We start from the raw sequence: 14,805 nt of genomic DNA on the forward strand, positions 1-14,805 counted from the left end.
CGCCCGTCCGGTGGATTAGACGGGGATACGGTCCCTAAAAGGGGGGGAGGGGTCACCCGAGGAGCTTGCGGATGACGGCCTCGACCCGAGGGGGCATGGTCACGGTCGCCTCACGCTCGAATGCATCGCGGGTCTCGCCGCGCACCATCTCATCAGGGATGCGAACGTCCGACTTCACCTGCGTGACGCGTCGTTGCGAAGCACGCCCAATTCGTCGGTAAACATGCCCCTCCAAATTCCAGTGCTTAACGTGGCGGTAGGGGAACTGCCCGCCCATGATGAAGGTGCCGGGGAATACGCGGCGCTTCCCAAATGGCTGTGCGGCTACACCCTGGCGGGTTTCCCTTGCCCTGAAATACTTGAGGCGGATGAACCCGCCACGCGATTGCAGCGAATAGAACAGTTTTCCCGGTTTCGCGGTATCAACGTTCTTGACTGCCCGAACGATGACCTGCCGTTCCAGTCCTGTTTGTTTCGTGAGGTTGCGCACTACGCGGGTGCGGGCACGCCGCCCAACCTGATTGACGATGCGCGGCAAAACTTTCGGAAATTCCGTTTGCAGCCGCTTGATGCCGCCGGCGTATCGGCGCAGCCCTTCGATGTTTTCCCACCGATAGACAAGCATCGCGAATTCCGCCCCATGAAACGAAAAACCCCGGTCGCGGGTGCGCCGGGGTTCTGTCTAATCTTTTTTAGCATCCAAGGTGTAAGTCAAGTTTCTGCAGCAGGTCAACACTTATTTTGGGCCTCCACACGTTTGGTGTCCCCAAAAGCCCGGCAAAGCTGGATGCCGACCATATCGCGATCCTCCAACCATGGCGTTGCCGAGCGGTGCGAAAATGTCAATTTGCGGCCTACGAGCCGATCAATGAGTGCTGATTCCAGCTTCGCGAGTGCCGCAACCCAAATCTGATAGTCAATCCGTCCCAAGATATCGGCAGTCGGGTCAGGCGTCAGAACAAACTTGCGATAGGCGCCAGGATAGGGCCGATGGGCGCGGCGATTAAATCCGTCAACCTCAACCGAATATTCACGCCCAAAGGCATCGACGGCTGGCCTACGGACGAACCATGACGGGGTTCCCTCGCGGCGCGCGAACACAACGCATTCCGGTTCTGGCGCGGTATAATCGGGCGCTCGCCCCAACACGGCGCTGGAGATGACAAGCGATGCGATGCCAGCGCTGCGCGAACGGGCAGGACGCAGCATAAGACGTTCGGTCGCCCGCGCCACCGCATCTGCCGTCAGCCCGTCGAAATCCTGCCAGTCGGCAACCGGGTTCCAGCCATCCGGAAAAGAAACATCAAAGCGGGCAAGATCGGCAACCGCCTTACCCACCTCAAGTGCATCCTCGTGCGGCGCACCCTGTTCGACCCACATACCGGGTTCTGGACGGTCGCGGTCTACAAGCGTCATGAGTTCTGCATAGCCCAGAACTTTTCCCCAAGACGAAGCCTCCAGTTGCCGCCATGCAGAGTGAATGCTATCCAGACCATCAACGCCACCGCCTTTTGGCAGTTCGTGGACGAAAGCCCAGACGAGAAGTTCATCAATCGTTACAGTTTTCATATTTTACACCACTTGCGATAGTTTGCACCAGTTTGCACCACTTAGAAAACTGGAAATCGAATAACAAAATCAAATATTTGCACCAGTTTGCACCAGTTTTGGCTTGTGCATATAATAAGCTTTTTCCCCCATCCCCCTTTTTCCCTTATGTATACACAAGGAAAACTGGTGCAAACTGGTGCAAGTTGTTGAAATCATTTCATTTATCCCGTTGTTCCAACTGGTGCAGAGTGGTGCAAACTGGTGCAAACTACTGCACAGCATAAGTTCAATCATATCAAAGGGTTGCCGGTTTTCAGGGGCGAAAGCCGTGCCAAAGGCGGGGTTGCGGGGACGGAGAGCGAGCATCATCGCATGTGCGCCTCGTAATCATCAGAGCCGGACGTGTGAGCGGGTTTCGGGACCTCGATCAGGCGCAAGCCATGGTATTTGACCGCGCGCCCATCCTCGCGCCGGTACTTCTTTTTCATGATCAGCCCGAATCTCGTCAGCGATATAGGCTTGCCGCCCTGATCGACGGTGAAGTCAACATAAGCCTGATAGAAATCCTTGGCGGTCACCTCGCCACGCTCATCAGCTTCTATACATCGGGCGCAGAAAGCGGACGTGGGGTCCATTTCGTCGCGGTATTCCTGCGTTTTCGCCTCGACCGATGCTGGAATGACGAGCCCTTCACGCAGGAAGATCAGCACACCCTCTATGAGCCAGTTCAGTATTCCCGGATATTCCGGCTGGAATTCCGAAACCACCTCCTCAAATTCGCGCTGTTCCTCCTTTTTCAGCGTCACAGGCCAATGCACCACGACCATGCGTCGCCAGATGCCGTTGTCTGTGCCGGTGATGCGTGGATAGCCGTTGCCGGACATGTGCCCGGTGAAGATGGGCTTGAAGTCGAAATAGCCTTGAAACAGGTCGCGGACGGTGAAGTCTTCACCGCCAGTCAAATCCTTGACCAGATTTTCGCGCAAATCCTCACCTTCGGGCAATTCCTTGACGCGAAGGAAGCGTCGGCCATAGAGCCGCGCCATATCAGGCGAGGCGGCACCGCCGGAATTGCCTTCACCTATGAAGGATTCGGACGGCAGCGTAACAGAAACATCGCCAAGCAGGCGGCAAAGCGTTTCCATGTAGACGGACTTGCCATTGGCGCCGAAGCCGTAATGGAAGAACAATTTCTGTACGGTGAGGCCCACCAAACCCAAACCGGACGCTACCTGCACCATACGGCGCACATCGTCGCTCGGCAGCATGCGTTTGAGAAAAGCATCCCATTTCGGGCATTTGGCGTTCTTTTGATAAGCGACGGGGATGATCTGGGTTATGAGGTCGCCACGGCGGTGCCCTTTGATCGCCTTGACGCTGGCGATTTTGCGCTCGATGGTTTCGGGTATATCCTCGCGGTTGTCGTCGGGATCGTCAAAGGCCGGGTTTCGCACGTGCTCGACCTCACGCGAGAAAACCAGCGTATGGTCCAGAAGCGCCACCTTGAGCGGGTCGGCGTTGAAATCATCTGGCGAGCGCATCACATGCGGCGCCAGACAGGTCAGCATCGCTTCCAACCGCGCCCGGTTTTTTGACGTGACCGCATGATCCATGCGCCTTTTTTTGCGCTTGGCGAGGTTCGCTTTTGCATTCAGCGCCGCGTCGGCCAACTTCTTTTCCGGTCGGGATCGCTCATCCTCCGGTTTAGCCAAGGCTTCCTTTCCAGCCTTAACCGCCTCCTCTTCGGCGGGAGTGTATTGCAGGAACTCGGTTTCCATGGCGATGCGTCCGCCCAACTGCTGCGCAATGGCGAGTGAGCGCGGGTCGCCCGTGTCGATATCCCAATGCGTGCCATCCCATATCGCATAGGTCGCCTTGCGGGCCTTACTTTGGGCGAGCACGAGCATATCCTCGCCAAAATGGCGCTGCAGGCGTTCCGCGTTATCCGTGTCGGAATGGTCTAGCGCAGCACAGGCCCTCACCACTTCGCGGTCAACGCTCCGATCACCACGCGCGGTAGCAGCCGGTTCACCGTCATCCGGGGAGTGCGCATCAGGCAGACCATCGGTGGCGGGGTTGCGGGGATCAATTTCAGCAGCTTCCGCCTGCCGTGAAGCTTCAGCCATGATTGCGCGCACTGCGGCCGGTATGTCTTGGGTATTCTTTGTCACGCGGCACCTGCCATCATTTCAGAAAAATCAGTGCCAGCCGGAGGCCACGCAATTGCTACCTTCCGATCTGGTCTCAAGATACGTGCACGCGCTCGCGCCATGGCGGCGGAAGTCATGACGCGCTCGGAATCGCCGTCGCCCAAAAGCACGATCTCGCGCACATGGTCGCCGATCCAGAAAGCGTCATCCGGGCCTTGGTCGGCGCGGGGAACCGGCCCCTGCACCATGACGGTGCGCAAACGCCCCTTGGCGTCTTCCTTCTTTAGGGTCGGGTGCGCGAAGCGTGATGCGGGGTCGGCGGGGCCGGAAAGATTGCCGAGGTCGCCGGCGGCGAAGTAAAACGTATCTGGGCGAAGGCTCTCAGCGCGTGCAACGGCCAGCGTGTTTTCTATGCCTTCGCCGCCTACCCAACGTTCCATACTTGGATGACCGGCAAGTGGGATAAGCCCGCCTTTTTTGCTGCCGCGCATCTTTTTCGTTGGCAACACTTCGCCGGTCGCGGTGTCAATGATTTCCGGTCGGCATTTCGGACGGCGGGCGAGATCAATCCAGGTGATGTGGCAGCCGATGACGCCGAGGTCAGGGCCAACGATCGGCGCGATCATGGCAGGTCCTTCATGCAGGCTCGCGTCACCATGCCAATAGGTTACAGATGTATCGACACGCAGCCATTCGGATTCCGGGGCACAGGCGCCCCGCGCCATTAGATAAAATCGGCCATGTGGTGCCGAGGATGAATAGAGCGTGGAAGCACGACGATATATACCCCGCGCCTTGTTTCGCTCGATCTCGCGATAGTCAGCCTGGCTTTTCGCGTGTTCTTCCTGCAATTCGGCATTGCGCTGGCGCTGTTCTTCCAGTCGCTGCAAGCGTGCAGTCCTGTCGGCGTCCGATTCCCGCTCGCCACCTTCCGGGATGGACTTGTCAAGGAGGATCGAGCAGGCTTCCAGCAAACCTTCGCGGCTGCGAACATTGAGGCCACGCACATGCGCCGCCATGCCTATCGCATCATTCCCGCCTATACCGCCTTGACGGCAGTTCCATTTATTCTTCTGGGTGTTGAAGGCGAACGTATCCTTGCCGCCGCAGGCGGGGCAGGGTTGCGGGTGTTCGCTTCCGCGCGGATTGCATTTCAGGTTGAGGCGCTGCGCAGCATCCGCGATCGTGATGGCACGCGCATCCTCGACAAAGAGTTTCAGCGCGGCGCTCATTCGTCACCGCCCTGAGCCGTTCGTCCCCGTTCCAATGACGAGGCGTGCTTTCTAAAAAGGCCAGCCTGTGCTTCGTAGAAATTCTGCAATCCACGTAAAGCGCTGGCGAGCGTGATATCGGTGTTGGCATGCAACCATCTTGCCCGCCGCCCGTATCCTGCTGACTTGGCCGAATAGGTAACCACGCCTTGACCATGAACTGATCTGACGACGGATAGGGTCGAGAGACGGTTGAAGCCGCTTGACTGAATTCCTGTTGCCTCAAGCCTGTTTTCGTTTGTGGACTTATGAACAGTCCATTGGTAGCCCGGCATGAGCCGGGTGAGCTCTTTGCGAAAGTGAGCGGATGTGAATTCGTTACTGAACGTGGGAACAGTCATTCTGCACCTACATCTTTCCGGCGCGCAAGCGCATTGCGGCTTGTCACCATGGTGTATCCATCGGGGAAACGGACCAGACAGGAGTTCATGACCTTGGCGCGTATATCGACAGCGCATGGCTGACCTTTGCGGCCCTGCCGGTTCCATCGGTAAACATAGGGGAATTGGACAGGAGAGGTCATTCTGCTGCCTCCATCCGTAGTGCCAGATGGCTGCAATTGGCGGCAACGAGTGCGGCGGCAACGGGTGGCGAAACGCTGTTGCCACAACAGGAAACCTGCACCGATTTTGAGAACAGATCTCCATTGATGCCGCGCTCAATCTCATAATCAGCCGGGAAACCTTGCGCGAGATAAAGCTCGCGCGGCACCAACATGCGCATGCCAATGTCGACGATGACATAGAGAATGCCGCCCGCTTCTATGGTGACGAACTCGCGCTCATCCCAGAAACCGTAGGCGCGGAGAAATGCGGCCACTTCACGCGCCCGTTCGGCCTGTGCTGGCGTGAAAGGTGGCACGTCGAGCGTGGCCTCGACATGGCCGTGACGGTCTTTGGTGGTTACGGTCCTGACAGGCTGGTTTTCTTCACCGCCATCGCCGGTACCGTAATAGGCTTGAAGATATGGCGCCACGACACTTTGCTGCGATCCGGTTTGCGTGACCGTCGAGACCGGCTCATCGATAGAACGACCGGGATTGACGCCGCCCTTGCGGCGGCTGTCATTATTATGCTGCGCCATGTAAGCCGTAATCAGGCGCGACTTGCCTTGGCCATCCGGCATTACCGTGTGGGATGGCTCATCAATGCGGTGGCCGGTCGACGTCCCGAAATCGCGAGCGACGAAGGCAGTTGCTATACAGGTGTCCGCCTTGGCCGTGGTTGTGTGCATTGGTTCGCCAGCACCACGTGGGCGGCTCTGGCCGGCGCGGCCACCGCAACCAACCAACGTAGGCACAATAACGCTGTTCTGATCTTTCGTGCTGGCAGTGATGGTATGCGCCGGGCTGTCAATCGAACGGGTCGAGCCGCCATGCTGGGCGGCGGTAAGCACCGGCGCGACAACCGTCAGCCCGGCTCCGCCTGCAGTGATCGTGTGTGTAGGCTCATCGGCACCATTGAAAGGCTTACCCGCATTGCGCATCGTCATCAGATGCGGGGCGACAACACCCAAAGGGGCCGCGCCGCCGGGCCGCTTGATAAAGCTGTTCGCAGTAACGGTAGACAGCGGCTCGCGGGCATCCTGCCCCGTGGCTCCGGTGTTGAAACGGATAACGGACGGCGCAATTAGCGCGTGCCGGTTTTCAGTTACGACGGTTGCGAGTGGTCCGTCGATTTCCGAAACTCGTTCCGAGCGCCCCTTATCGTGACTGTAGTACGATGCGAGGTGCGGCGACACGAGAGCCTTTTCGCCGCGATGCGCGCCGGTGATTGTCTTGAACGGCTCGTCGACTGCCTCGACGCGCCCGCCGTGGGTGAGATTAACAAGGAATGGGCGCTCGGCATCCAGCACATAGCGCTTCATGCCACGCGCGACACGAGCCATGGTATTATCAGCAAGCGGGCGAACCGACCGAAGCCCATGCTTTTCCATAATCTGTTCGGACGTGTCGAAAATGGAAGGGCAGGGCAGCGACCAGTCGATAATTTCCGCTGCGGTGCGCCATGGTAGCTTGTGCCCGGATATAACGTCGGGATCGGTAGGCGCACCATGTGTCGGTTTCGGCCACACAATGGGCTGACCGTCGAAGCGGATAACGGCGAAGAACCGCTTGCGGATAGTCGGCGCCCCATAATCGCAAGCGCGCAACTCCCGCCACTCGATCTTGCCGCCAAGCGAGCGAATCTTGCGGCACCATTTTTTGAAGTATTCGCCCTTTCGTTCCGGGTCGGGCATCAAACCGCGTGCGGTTTCCATCAACGGGCCGTAATCCTGAAACTCCTCGACGTTTTCGAGAATGACAACATCGACTTTGCCGCCGCTTTTCTGAATGCGCTCGATCCAGCCGGGGATTATCCATGCGAGGTCGCGAATGTTGCGTTCGACAGGCTTGCCGCCCTTTGCCTTGGAAAAATGCTTGCAGTCCGGTGAAAACCAGCCCAGCCCAACATGCGCACCGCGCAGGTAATCAAGCGGGTCAATCTTGTAGACGTTTTCGGACAGATGCAGTGTTTGCGGATGGTTCGCTTCGTGCAGCGCCAGCGCGGCCGCATTGTGGTTGATGGCAATATCCGGTGAACGGCCCAAAGCCATTTCAATGCCGGTGGATGCACCTCCACCGCCGGCGAAGGAATCGACGATCAGGGGCAGGTTCATTGCGCACCCCCGGTTTCTTCTCGGCCACGCATGCCCCAGCACTGGTCTATGCTCCAGGTGCGGCAGATGGTGTTCAAATAGGAGCGGACCTTATAGACCGACATGCCAGAAGCCTTGGCGATTTCGCTCTGGGTCATTCCCATTTCGCGAAGGAGCGCCAGCCCTTCGATAGTCATGACTGTCGGCAGGTCAGGCGTGAAACTTTGAGGCGTAATGCTGCCGGGCTGGCCGAATGTGATCATGGATAAACCTCTCGTCTGGTGGCGAGTTCGTTGCTGTCGAAAAATGAGGGGGAGCGCTCCAGCCATTCGCAGAGCGCGAGAAAGGATTCCGTCGATATGCTCTTGCCGTGGATCGCGCGGCGAACATCGTCCCTTGGAATATCGCAAAGCCGAGCAACGTCGATCTCCCGCAGATGCGAGCAGATGCGCTTGCGGTCGACATACATGCCGAAAATCGTGAAGTCGGTGGAAAAAGCGGCGGTCATCGGCCCGCCCTGTCGATTGTGAAATTCGGACAAAAATATCCGAAAGCTATTGACATTCGGACAAAAATATCCGATATTGTCTTTGTCAAAGCGGAGAACCCGATGGACAAGAGAGACCGCTTCATAGCCGAGCTAAGGAATGAAGCAAAAGCGCAAGGGCTGGCCTTTCGGGTTAGCAAGAGCAAAGGAAAAGGCGGGCACGCAACAGTATGGGTAGGAGATCGCTTCACCACACTGCCGAGCCGGGAAATCGATCCCAAGACCGCCGCGAAGATCAAGAAAGGGTTGGGGCTCATTTGAGCCCCTCCCGCCACACAAAGGAGCAAAGGACTGGACGAATGAGAACATACGCTTACGCAGCCGTGTTCGAGCCTACCGAGCGGGAAGGCGGCTTCGTTGTTACATTTCCGGATGTGCCGGAAGCTATCACCGAGGGTGATGATATGGCGGATGCCCGCGAACAGGCTGCTGACGCGCTTGGTGTGGCGCTGCTCACCTATCTGGAGATGGGACGAAGCCTGCCCGAAGCGAAGGCAAAGGGAGAATTGATCTGGCCGGATGCGGAAGTCGCAACCAAGATTGCCGTGATCGAGACTTTCCGCGCTTCGGGCCTTTCCAGAACTGAACTCGCCCGCAGGCTTGGCAAGGACGAGAAGGAGGCGCGCCGCCTGCTTGATCCGGACACTGCGACCAAGCTTCCCCTCATGACGGCAGCACTTGCGGCCATGGGGCAGAAGCTGGTCATCGGATTGGAGGCGGCTGAATAGACCAATCGTCATCATAACACCTCTGCACTGAACAAAGGGCCGTGATCGGTCGTTGCGGATGGCGCGTCAGCGATGACGCGCCATTCTCTTTCTATGCGGCGCCTGGCAATGTCGGCATAATCTGGATTGAGTTCTATCAACATGGCGCGGCGGTTATGGCGAGCAGCCACAAGCCCCGTGGTTCCGGCCCCGCCGAATGGATCGAGGACAACGCCGTCTTTCGGGCATCCGGCAAGAATGCAGCGTTCCGCCAATTCCGGCGGGAATGTCGCAAAATGCGCTTCGGAAAACGGCTTGGTGGCAATCGGCCAGACGGAAAGAGGCGCAGGCTCGAAATTGCGAAGAAAGCGCCCGTTTGCGCCTTGCTCTTCCTTCGTCATTTGACCCCAACGACCCTTGAAACCATCATGGCATCGATCGTGACCGCGCTGCTTGTCTTTTCGCACGCGGTTATGAGCGACGGGCGAGTGCGGAGTGTCGCTTCCTGTTGCCCAACCTTGAACCGGGTGAGCTAGTCCCGTGGCACTAACCTGCCGTACGGCCTCGGCATCATAATAAGCGCCGATGCGTATCCAGCGCGCACCTTCGCGTGACGGGTCGGTGATGAAGGGGCAGCGCTCTGTCAGATCAGGCGAAAAGGAAATCTCGCCCGTATCGCGCGCACGCCATACGTCCCCATCGTCTGATTTCGTCAACATGAAGATTTTCTCATGCGCGGCAGAAGGGCGGTATGCACCGGAGGAATCCGGCATGGGATTGGATTTGCCCCAAATGATTTCCGAGCGAACCCACCAGCCTGAATCCTGCAGGGCGATGGCAAGCCGGTTCGGGATCATCAGCAGGTCTTTGGGCTTTATGCCGCCGCCGATGGTCGAGAAAGGCTTGTCCCGAAACGTGCGATCGTCGGTGCCTTCCGCCTTGTAATCGGCAGCAGATTTACCGTTCGGCGTGGTGGCGTAGCAGTCGCCATAGTTGATCCAGCACGTGCCAGTGGGCTTCAGGACACGACGCACCTGCTCGAACACGGCTACCATCGTTTCCAGATGCGAAGCGAGCGTCGGTTCAAGGCCGATTTCCAGCGGCTTCAACGGGTCGCCATCGGCGATATAGGATCGCAAACCCCAATAAGGGGGGGAGCTAACGACACAGTCGATTGAATTACCTTCGATCTGTGCAAGACGTTCGAAGACATCGCCGATCAATATTGAAATACGACCATCTAAGATATTTATGTTCATGACACGCCAACCTCGTTGAGGTGGCGAGCGCGCTGATAGCAACCTTCCATCGCTGCAGAGAGAGTTGCGGAGCGAGGCTTAGAACCCATATGGCCCCGATTTTTTGCTACCCTTTCGACTTTGCTCCTATCCTTTATTGTCCGGAGATCTAGGCAGTTTTCAGCTTGCGATTTTTGTATGCGTAGAAATGGAAGAAGTGCACGCAACGCAGATACGGCCTTTTTGTCCGTAACTTGCCAAACGAATAGCGGCTTACCACGCCGCACAGACGCGGAGCAGGTATAGAAGGTGCCGCCGAAAGTATGGTGCAATAGATCAATTGCCGACCGCTCAACCTGCTTAACGCAGATACGCTCGCTATAGATAGGCTGGCTGCAATCGCCAACTATCCGCATGTTGTAGGTATCTCTTTTGATACCGATAGTCCCATCGCTATCAATCACGCCTGCGAGATAAGCCAAGTTCACAGCATCACTCATCGCGTCACCGCCCAATAGAGAAACGCAGCATAAGCGCCGCCGATGGTCACCCCTGCGCAAAGTGAGGCGAGCAGAAGAACGATGTGGCTGGGGCGCTGTGCGGGAGAGGATCGGCGCGCCATATCAGTCATCCCCGATGACGCGCAGCGCAGGGTCGCCGCGGCGTGCATTGGCAATGTGGCCGGAAAGCTCGCGACGCAGGCCCGAAATATTGCGCTCGGCCTCGCTCGCCACCTTGTCGAGCTGCATGGCTTCGGTGCCTGTGACCTTGCCGTCTGCGAAAACGCGGGCGCCGATGCTCATCACCTCGCCAACGCTGGCCACGACTTCGGAGTGGGCCGCGAGCAGATTGCCGGCTGCGCGAACATCCTCATCCGGTTCGGCCAGACGGCGGTTGTTGAGCGATGCCATCACCGACGTGACGCAAAGCACGCCGCATTCGTTTTCCAGCTTGTAGACCACATTGAGCGGCATCAGGTCGGTTTCGGTCGACAGGTTCCAGCGTCCGACCTGGCTTTTAGAGAAGCCGGATAGCTCGACGACACGCTCGATACCGCCGCAATATTTGATGAGGTCGCGCTGTGCCGACTTGATCCTTTGGAACCATGCGTCTGTCAGTTGCGTCATGGGGAAGTCCTTAAAAGGCAGAGTTTTCCCGTGGCGGGAAAAGCCGCTGTTTTTTCCCGTTAAGGGAATGCATTTTTGGTGTCAGTTTGCCGGGGTCAGATCACTACGGCGGACCGCTAACCTTCACACGCTGAAGGGGGCGCACCAGCCACCGGAAAAACGGAGTAACAGCGCGATGCCAATGCCGAATGCGGAGACCGCCCTTGTCATGGAACGGATCAAAAATGCGGCGGTCACCAAGGCCCTTGAAGAGCTTGCCGTATTGCTCGCTGGCAGGATCGATTATCGGCATTACCGGGCAGTGAATGCGCGCCTTGTTGAAGTCGTCGAGCGAATGCCAGTAATCCCACTGAAATTTGCGGCGGGCGTGCAGGTTGACGCGCTCGATATGGAGATGATCCAGCAGAATACGGTAGGCCTCACAATCAACGCTATTGACGACGCCTTCAAGGCGGCTCGCAAGCGACTGCGCTAGAGAACGGCAGAAGGTTGCACGGAATGAGAAATATTCATGCTCTCGCGCTTCGCGCTCCAGCCGGGCAATTTCCCGGCGAACAAGGATTTTCAGGCGGCGCAGGCGCACCCGGTCCAGATCGCGGCGCGAATGGCCGATCAGCAGTGCACAAGCAGCATCATCGAGACGGCGGAAGAGGTTCTGCATCATGCGGCCTCATCGCTCCTGTTTTGGCGGAGCCAGTCGAGGCGGGTGCGATGCATATCGAGAGGCGAAACTTCACCGTTTGTCAGAATCTCGATCTTGTCGATGATGTCGGCGTCAGCGCGTGCTCGTCCGGTTTCCCAATTCCACACGCTGGAACCGCCTCGCGCTGCAGCGATCTCAAGTCTGCGCGCGACCTCGTCGCAGGAAAGCCCTTCTCGTTTACGCCAATCTGCAAGTTTCATAGCGTGCTCCTTTTCGCCCCTATATCGCACAAAATGCGATATGAATGTCAAGGGCTTTATCGCATATTTTTCGATAACGCAGATTTAGCGATACTGATAAGATGTGCGCCATGAAGAACAGGATCAGGGAAATCAGGGAAGCTAAGGGACTTTCGCAGGGGGCACTCGGCGAGAAGTTGGGCGTGCATTGGCAAACGGTTCATCGCGCGGAAAGCTCCAAAAGCGCGTTGTCCGAGCAGAAGCTGCAAGCCTATGCAAAGGCGTTGGGTGTTTCGACAGCAGAACTCGTGGGCAGTGAGGGCGGTCGAACCGTAACTGTTAAGGGGCAGATTCAAGCTGGGGCTTGGGCGGAAACTTGGGAATGGCCGATCGAAGATCAGTACGAAGTTCCTGTGCCGGATGACCCGGCGCTGTCGAATTTCTCGCTGCATGCGGCTGAAACCAGGGGGCCGTCGATGAATAAACGCTATCCGGATGGCACAGTTCTTGTGTTTACCGACGCACTGGAACGCCCGGAAGACCTGATTGCGGGCAAGCGTTATATCGTTGAACGTGAAAGAGCCGATGGGCTGCGCGAGGCAACTGTCAAAAAGCTCTGGCAAGACGAATACGGGGCAATGTGGCTTTTGCCTGAGTCTGACGATCCAAGATTTCAGGAAGCAATCCCCATCAACGGTGAGGATGGTGATATGGTCCGTATCCTCGGTCGCGTCAGATTCTCAGTCACCCGCGAATAACAATCTCTGTTCATCCATCAAATCAGCCCGGCCATGTGCCGGGTTTTTTTGTTTGATGATTCGCATAATTTGCGATGTTAAGTATTTCAAATCGTTGAGTATCGCAAAAAATGCGATAAAGGTGATTGACAGAATATCGCAAATTATTCGATATTAGCCTCATCCTTACCGATGGAGGCATTCATGAATTTTCAAAATTCGCAGTTTGTCCGGCGTCTTTCGCGCCCGGCCAATCCGATCCGCAACGCCGACCCACGCGAATTGGAGCACACCCCGCATCTTCGTGCGATCGAAATGGCGAAGACGATGCAGGACATTGCAGCGTCGTCTGGCGCCGCGACCTTCAAAGACCTGGTCCGGGCCGGGTTTACCTCTGCCGAAATCATCGAGTTTGGGACACAGGCCCAGCAGATGGCTGCGGAATGGAAATCGGAAAGCCGGAAAGCGGGTCACGATAACCTTGCTGACATGGTCATGAAGGTGAAACAGCCAGTTCCCAACCGTCCGCCCATGACTGTCGATCTGATCGCCTCAACGCCGTTTTTTGAGGCTTGGGGTCGGTACTGCGCCAGCCGCGCAGCCTTGATGCTGGACCCGTGGACACCGCAGCGCGAGCGCTGCATCTGTGTGCTGCAGGAGTTCTTGAACCTGCTACCCTTGCTGCCAGTCGAGCGCGCGAAGCTCACCATAGCAGCCGAGCAGACTTTGCCGAAAATCCCGGTGCGTAACGGGCGGACGCTGTCATGACCACGACAGAGGCCATCGCCGCAAGCGTCATCGCTTTTGCGCTCCCGTTTTTCTCGCTCGTAATCGGTATTCCGCTATGACTTCCGAAATTCTCTCGTTCCGTCCGGACGGCTCCGTCATGGATCTCGCTAAGCCTCTGGAAAGCGATATCCATTGGCCCACAATTGCTAGTTCCCTCTCGAAGCTGGCCCGTTTCAACGGCATCAACAGAGGGCCGATGTATTCGGTTGCGCAGCATTGCGTGATGGGGGCCGATGCATTGGCCAATGAAACGGGCGATACGACTCTATGTGCCTATTTTCTTCTGCACGATGCCCACGAGGCGTTCATAGGTGAATGGCCCAGACCGGCCGTTTTGTTTCTCGCCGATGCACTCTATCGCATGCACGACATTCCGATGCATTTCGTTCGTGATGCTGTCGAGGCCGTCAAGGCGCGGCTTGACCAGACGATTTATCGAAAGGCTGGCCTGCCACCTGTTGTTCCTTACGGTGTCAAAGAGATGGACGAGCGGATGCTTCGCGCCGAAACAGCGCTGCTCTTTGGCAATAACGGCCTGAAAAACTTGGCAGTCCGGGAGTTGCCAATGCCGAAGCTAACCGGCGCAATCAAACCTTGGGCGCCGATGAAGGCCGAGGAAGCATGGCTTGATCGCCTCTCCCGCTATCTGGGCATCGATTGCCGGGCGGCGGCATAATGTACAATCGTCATGAAATCATGGGCCGTCTTGGTGCCGATCCCGAGGTTCGTCGCTCCAACAATGGTGACGTCATTGTCACCATGCGCGTGGTCACCTCCGATTACTGGCGCGACAAGCAGACAGGCGAGCGCAAAGAAAAGGCTGAGTGGCATACGGTTGTGATCTTCAACCAGGCGCTGGCCAAGACTGCCGAACAATATCTGTCCAAGGGAAACATCGTTTTCGTCGCCGGCAAAAGCCGTACACGCAAGTGGGAAGATCAGCAGGGCAACACCCGCTATTCCACGGAACTCGTGCTGGAAAGCTTCGGTGGCGAATTGAAGCTCATGCCGCAGGGCAATGGCGGCGGGCGGGGCCCTTCCAGTCAGGACGATTATGGCGAGAAGAGTTCCCGCGATCAGTCGAGCCAGACCGCGAGCCAGCAAGGCGGCGGCTACAACCCAGCTTTGGATGACGAAATCCCCTTCGCGCCCGAATGGCGCGGATAACG

The 14,805-nt window shown here is 57.4% G+C and carries 22 protein-coding genes; 6 read left to right on the top strand and 16 right to left on the bottom strand.

Translation table 11 applies throughout. From position 1 onward, the window contains the following. Positions 1 to 52: 52 nt before the first annotated feature. The 10 genes from F9K78_RS08555 to F9K78_RS21875 all read right to left on the bottom strand — a co-directional run bounded on the left by F9K78_RS08555 (position 53) and on the right by F9K78_RS21875 (position 8,117). Positions 53 to 625 carry a hypothetical protein gene (locus F9K78_RS08555; RefSeq protein WP_151599145.1) on the bottom strand — a complete coding sequence of 191 codons (573 nt, stop codon included), beginning with the start codon at positions 623 to 625 and terminating at the stop codon, positions 53 to 55. 104 nt (positions 626 to 729) lie between these two features. Continuing rightward, positions 730 to 1,569, bottom strand: coding sequence for a hypothetical protein (locus F9K78_RS08560; RefSeq protein ID WP_151682155.1), 840 nt, complete (start codon positions 1,567 to 1,569; stop codon positions 730 to 732). A 69-nt stretch (positions 1,570 to 1,638) separates the two neighbouring features. Then, on the bottom strand, positions 1,639 to 1,920 hold the full coding sequence (locus F9K78_RS08565; RefSeq protein WP_151682156.1) for a hypothetical protein: 282 nt from the start codon (positions 1,918 to 1,920) through the stop codon (positions 1,639 to 1,641). Next, positions 1,917 to 3,722 carry a DNA primase family protein gene (locus F9K78_RS08570; protein ID WP_006470850.1) on the bottom strand — a complete coding sequence of 602 codons (1,806 nt, stop codon included), beginning with the start codon at positions 3,720 to 3,722 and terminating at the stop codon, positions 1,917 to 1,919. Before F9K78_RS08570 ends, F9K78_RS08565 begins: the two co-directional genes overlap by 4 nt. Then, positions 3,719 to 4,933 (bottom strand): DUF7146 domain-containing protein, encoded by a 1,215-nt coding sequence (locus F9K78_RS08575; protein WP_151682157.1) that lies wholly within the window; start codon positions 4,931 to 4,933, stop codon positions 3,719 to 3,721. The genes F9K78_RS08570 and F9K78_RS08575 overlap by 4 nt, the downstream gene beginning before the upstream one ends. Further along, positions 4,930 to 5,313, bottom strand: coding sequence for a hypothetical protein (locus F9K78_RS08580; protein ID WP_006470848.1), 384 nt, complete (start codon positions 5,311 to 5,313; stop codon positions 4,930 to 4,932). The genes F9K78_RS08575 and F9K78_RS08580 overlap by 4 nt, the downstream gene beginning before the upstream one ends. Next, entirely contained in the window at positions 5,310 to 5,495 is a 186-nt protein-coding gene (locus F9K78_RS08585; protein WP_006470847.1) for a hypothetical protein, read from the bottom strand. The genes F9K78_RS08580 and F9K78_RS08585 overlap by 4 nt, the downstream gene beginning before the upstream one ends. Then, entirely contained in the window at positions 5,492 to 7,630 is a 2,139-nt protein-coding gene (locus tag F9K78_RS08590; protein WP_151682158.1) for a DNA cytosine methyltransferase, read from the bottom strand. Before F9K78_RS08590 ends, F9K78_RS08585 begins: the two co-directional genes overlap by 4 nt. Continuing rightward, on the bottom strand, positions 7,627 to 7,872 hold the full coding sequence (locus tag F9K78_RS08595; protein WP_006470844.1) for a FaeA/PapI family transcriptional regulator: 246 nt from the start codon (positions 7,870 to 7,872) through the stop codon (positions 7,627 to 7,629). Before F9K78_RS08595 ends, F9K78_RS08590 begins: the two co-directional genes overlap by 4 nt. Beyond that, the gene (locus tag F9K78_RS21875) at positions 7,869 to 8,117 is read right to left on the bottom strand and encodes a hypothetical protein (RefSeq protein ID WP_006470843.1); all 249 of its coding nucleotides are present in this window, start codon (positions 8,115 to 8,117) and stop codon (positions 7,869 to 7,871) included. Before F9K78_RS21875 ends, F9K78_RS08595 begins: the two co-directional genes overlap by 4 nt. Positions 8,118 to 8,219: 102 nt before the next feature. Here F9K78_RS21875 and F9K78_RS08600 point away from each other — a divergent pair, with 102 nt between their 5' ends. Both F9K78_RS08600 and F9K78_RS08605 read left to right on the top strand, forming a co-directional pair. Continuing rightward, positions 8,220 to 8,417 carry a hypothetical protein gene (locus tag F9K78_RS08600; RefSeq protein WP_006470842.1) on the top strand — a complete coding sequence of 66 codons (198 nt, stop codon included), beginning with the start codon at positions 8,220 to 8,222 and terminating at the stop codon, positions 8,415 to 8,417. A gap of 38 nt (positions 8,418 to 8,455) precedes the next feature. Then, a complete protein-coding gene (locus F9K78_RS08605) occupies positions 8,456 to 8,884 on the top strand; it encodes a type II toxin-antitoxin system HicB family antitoxin (RefSeq protein ID WP_006470841.1) in 429 nt (142 codons plus the stop codon). An 11-nt stretch (positions 8,885 to 8,895) separates the two neighbouring features. On the opposite strand, the gene F9K78_RS08610 is transcribed toward F9K78_RS08605, so the two are convergent. From F9K78_RS08610 to F9K78_RS08630, 6 genes are all read right to left on the bottom strand, one after another. Then, the gene (locus tag F9K78_RS08610) at positions 8,896 to 10,122 is read right to left on the bottom strand and encodes a DNA-methyltransferase (RefSeq protein ID WP_151682160.1); all 1,227 of its coding nucleotides are present in this window, start codon (positions 10,120 to 10,122) and stop codon (positions 8,896 to 8,898) included. Then, positions 10,119 to 10,601, bottom strand: coding sequence for a hypothetical protein (locus F9K78_RS08615; RefSeq protein ID WP_151682161.1), 483 nt, complete (start codon positions 10,599 to 10,601; stop codon positions 10,119 to 10,121). Before F9K78_RS08615 ends, F9K78_RS08610 begins: the two co-directional genes overlap by 4 nt. Further along, positions 10,598 to 10,723 (bottom strand): hypothetical protein, encoded by a 126-nt coding sequence (locus F9K78_RS22225; RefSeq protein WP_255414750.1) that lies wholly within the window; start codon positions 10,721 to 10,723, stop codon positions 10,598 to 10,600. The genes F9K78_RS08615 and F9K78_RS22225 overlap by 4 nt, the downstream gene beginning before the upstream one ends. A gap of 1 nt (position 10,724) precedes the next feature. Beyond that, positions 10,725 to 11,228: a phage regulatory CII family protein gene (locus tag F9K78_RS08620; protein WP_100652012.1), complete on the bottom strand. Its 504-nt coding sequence runs from the start codon at positions 11,226 to 11,228 to the stop codon at positions 10,725 to 10,727. 103 nt (positions 11,229 to 11,331) lie between these two features. Next, on the bottom strand, positions 11,332 to 11,892 hold the full coding sequence (locus tag F9K78_RS08625) for a hypothetical protein (RefSeq protein WP_151682162.1): 561 nt from the start codon (positions 11,890 to 11,892) through the stop codon (positions 11,332 to 11,334). Beyond that, positions 11,889 to 12,131 carry a helix-turn-helix domain-containing protein gene (locus F9K78_RS08630; protein WP_121985465.1) on the bottom strand — a complete coding sequence of 81 codons (243 nt, stop codon included), beginning with the start codon at positions 12,129 to 12,131 and terminating at the stop codon, positions 11,889 to 11,891. The genes F9K78_RS08625 and F9K78_RS08630 overlap by 4 nt, the downstream gene beginning before the upstream one ends. A gap of 110 nt (positions 12,132 to 12,241) precedes the next feature. Here F9K78_RS08630 and F9K78_RS08635 point away from each other — a divergent pair, with 110 nt between their 5' ends. The 4 genes from F9K78_RS08635 (at position 12,242) to ssb (ending at position 14,803) form a co-directional block, all read left to right on the top strand. Further along, entirely contained in the window at positions 12,242 to 12,868 is a 627-nt protein-coding gene (locus F9K78_RS08635) for a LexA family transcriptional regulator (RefSeq protein WP_235925397.1), read from the top strand. A gap of 183 nt (positions 12,869 to 13,051) precedes the next feature. After that, a complete protein-coding gene (locus F9K78_RS08640; protein WP_151682164.1) occupies positions 13,052 to 13,615 on the top strand; it encodes a hypothetical protein in 564 nt (187 codons plus the stop codon). 76 nt (positions 13,616 to 13,691) lie between these two features. Then, positions 13,692 to 14,312 carry a hypothetical protein gene (locus tag F9K78_RS08645; protein ID WP_151682165.1) on the top strand — a complete coding sequence of 207 codons (621 nt, stop codon included), beginning with the start codon at positions 13,692 to 13,694 and terminating at the stop codon, positions 14,310 to 14,312. Then, complete coding sequence (gene ssb, locus F9K78_RS08650; protein WP_052502962.1) at positions 14,312 to 14,803, top strand: single-stranded DNA-binding protein; 492 nt, start codon at positions 14,312 to 14,314, stop codon at positions 14,801 to 14,803. Before F9K78_RS08645 ends, ssb begins: the two co-directional genes overlap by 1 nt. Positions 14,804 to 14,805: the final 2 nt, after the last annotated feature.

Origin of the sequence: Brucella pseudintermedia (assembly GCF_008932435.1) — a bacterium.
Classification (GTDB): Bacteria; Pseudomonadota; Alphaproteobacteria; order Rhizobiales; family Rhizobiaceae; genus Brucella; species Brucella pseudintermedia.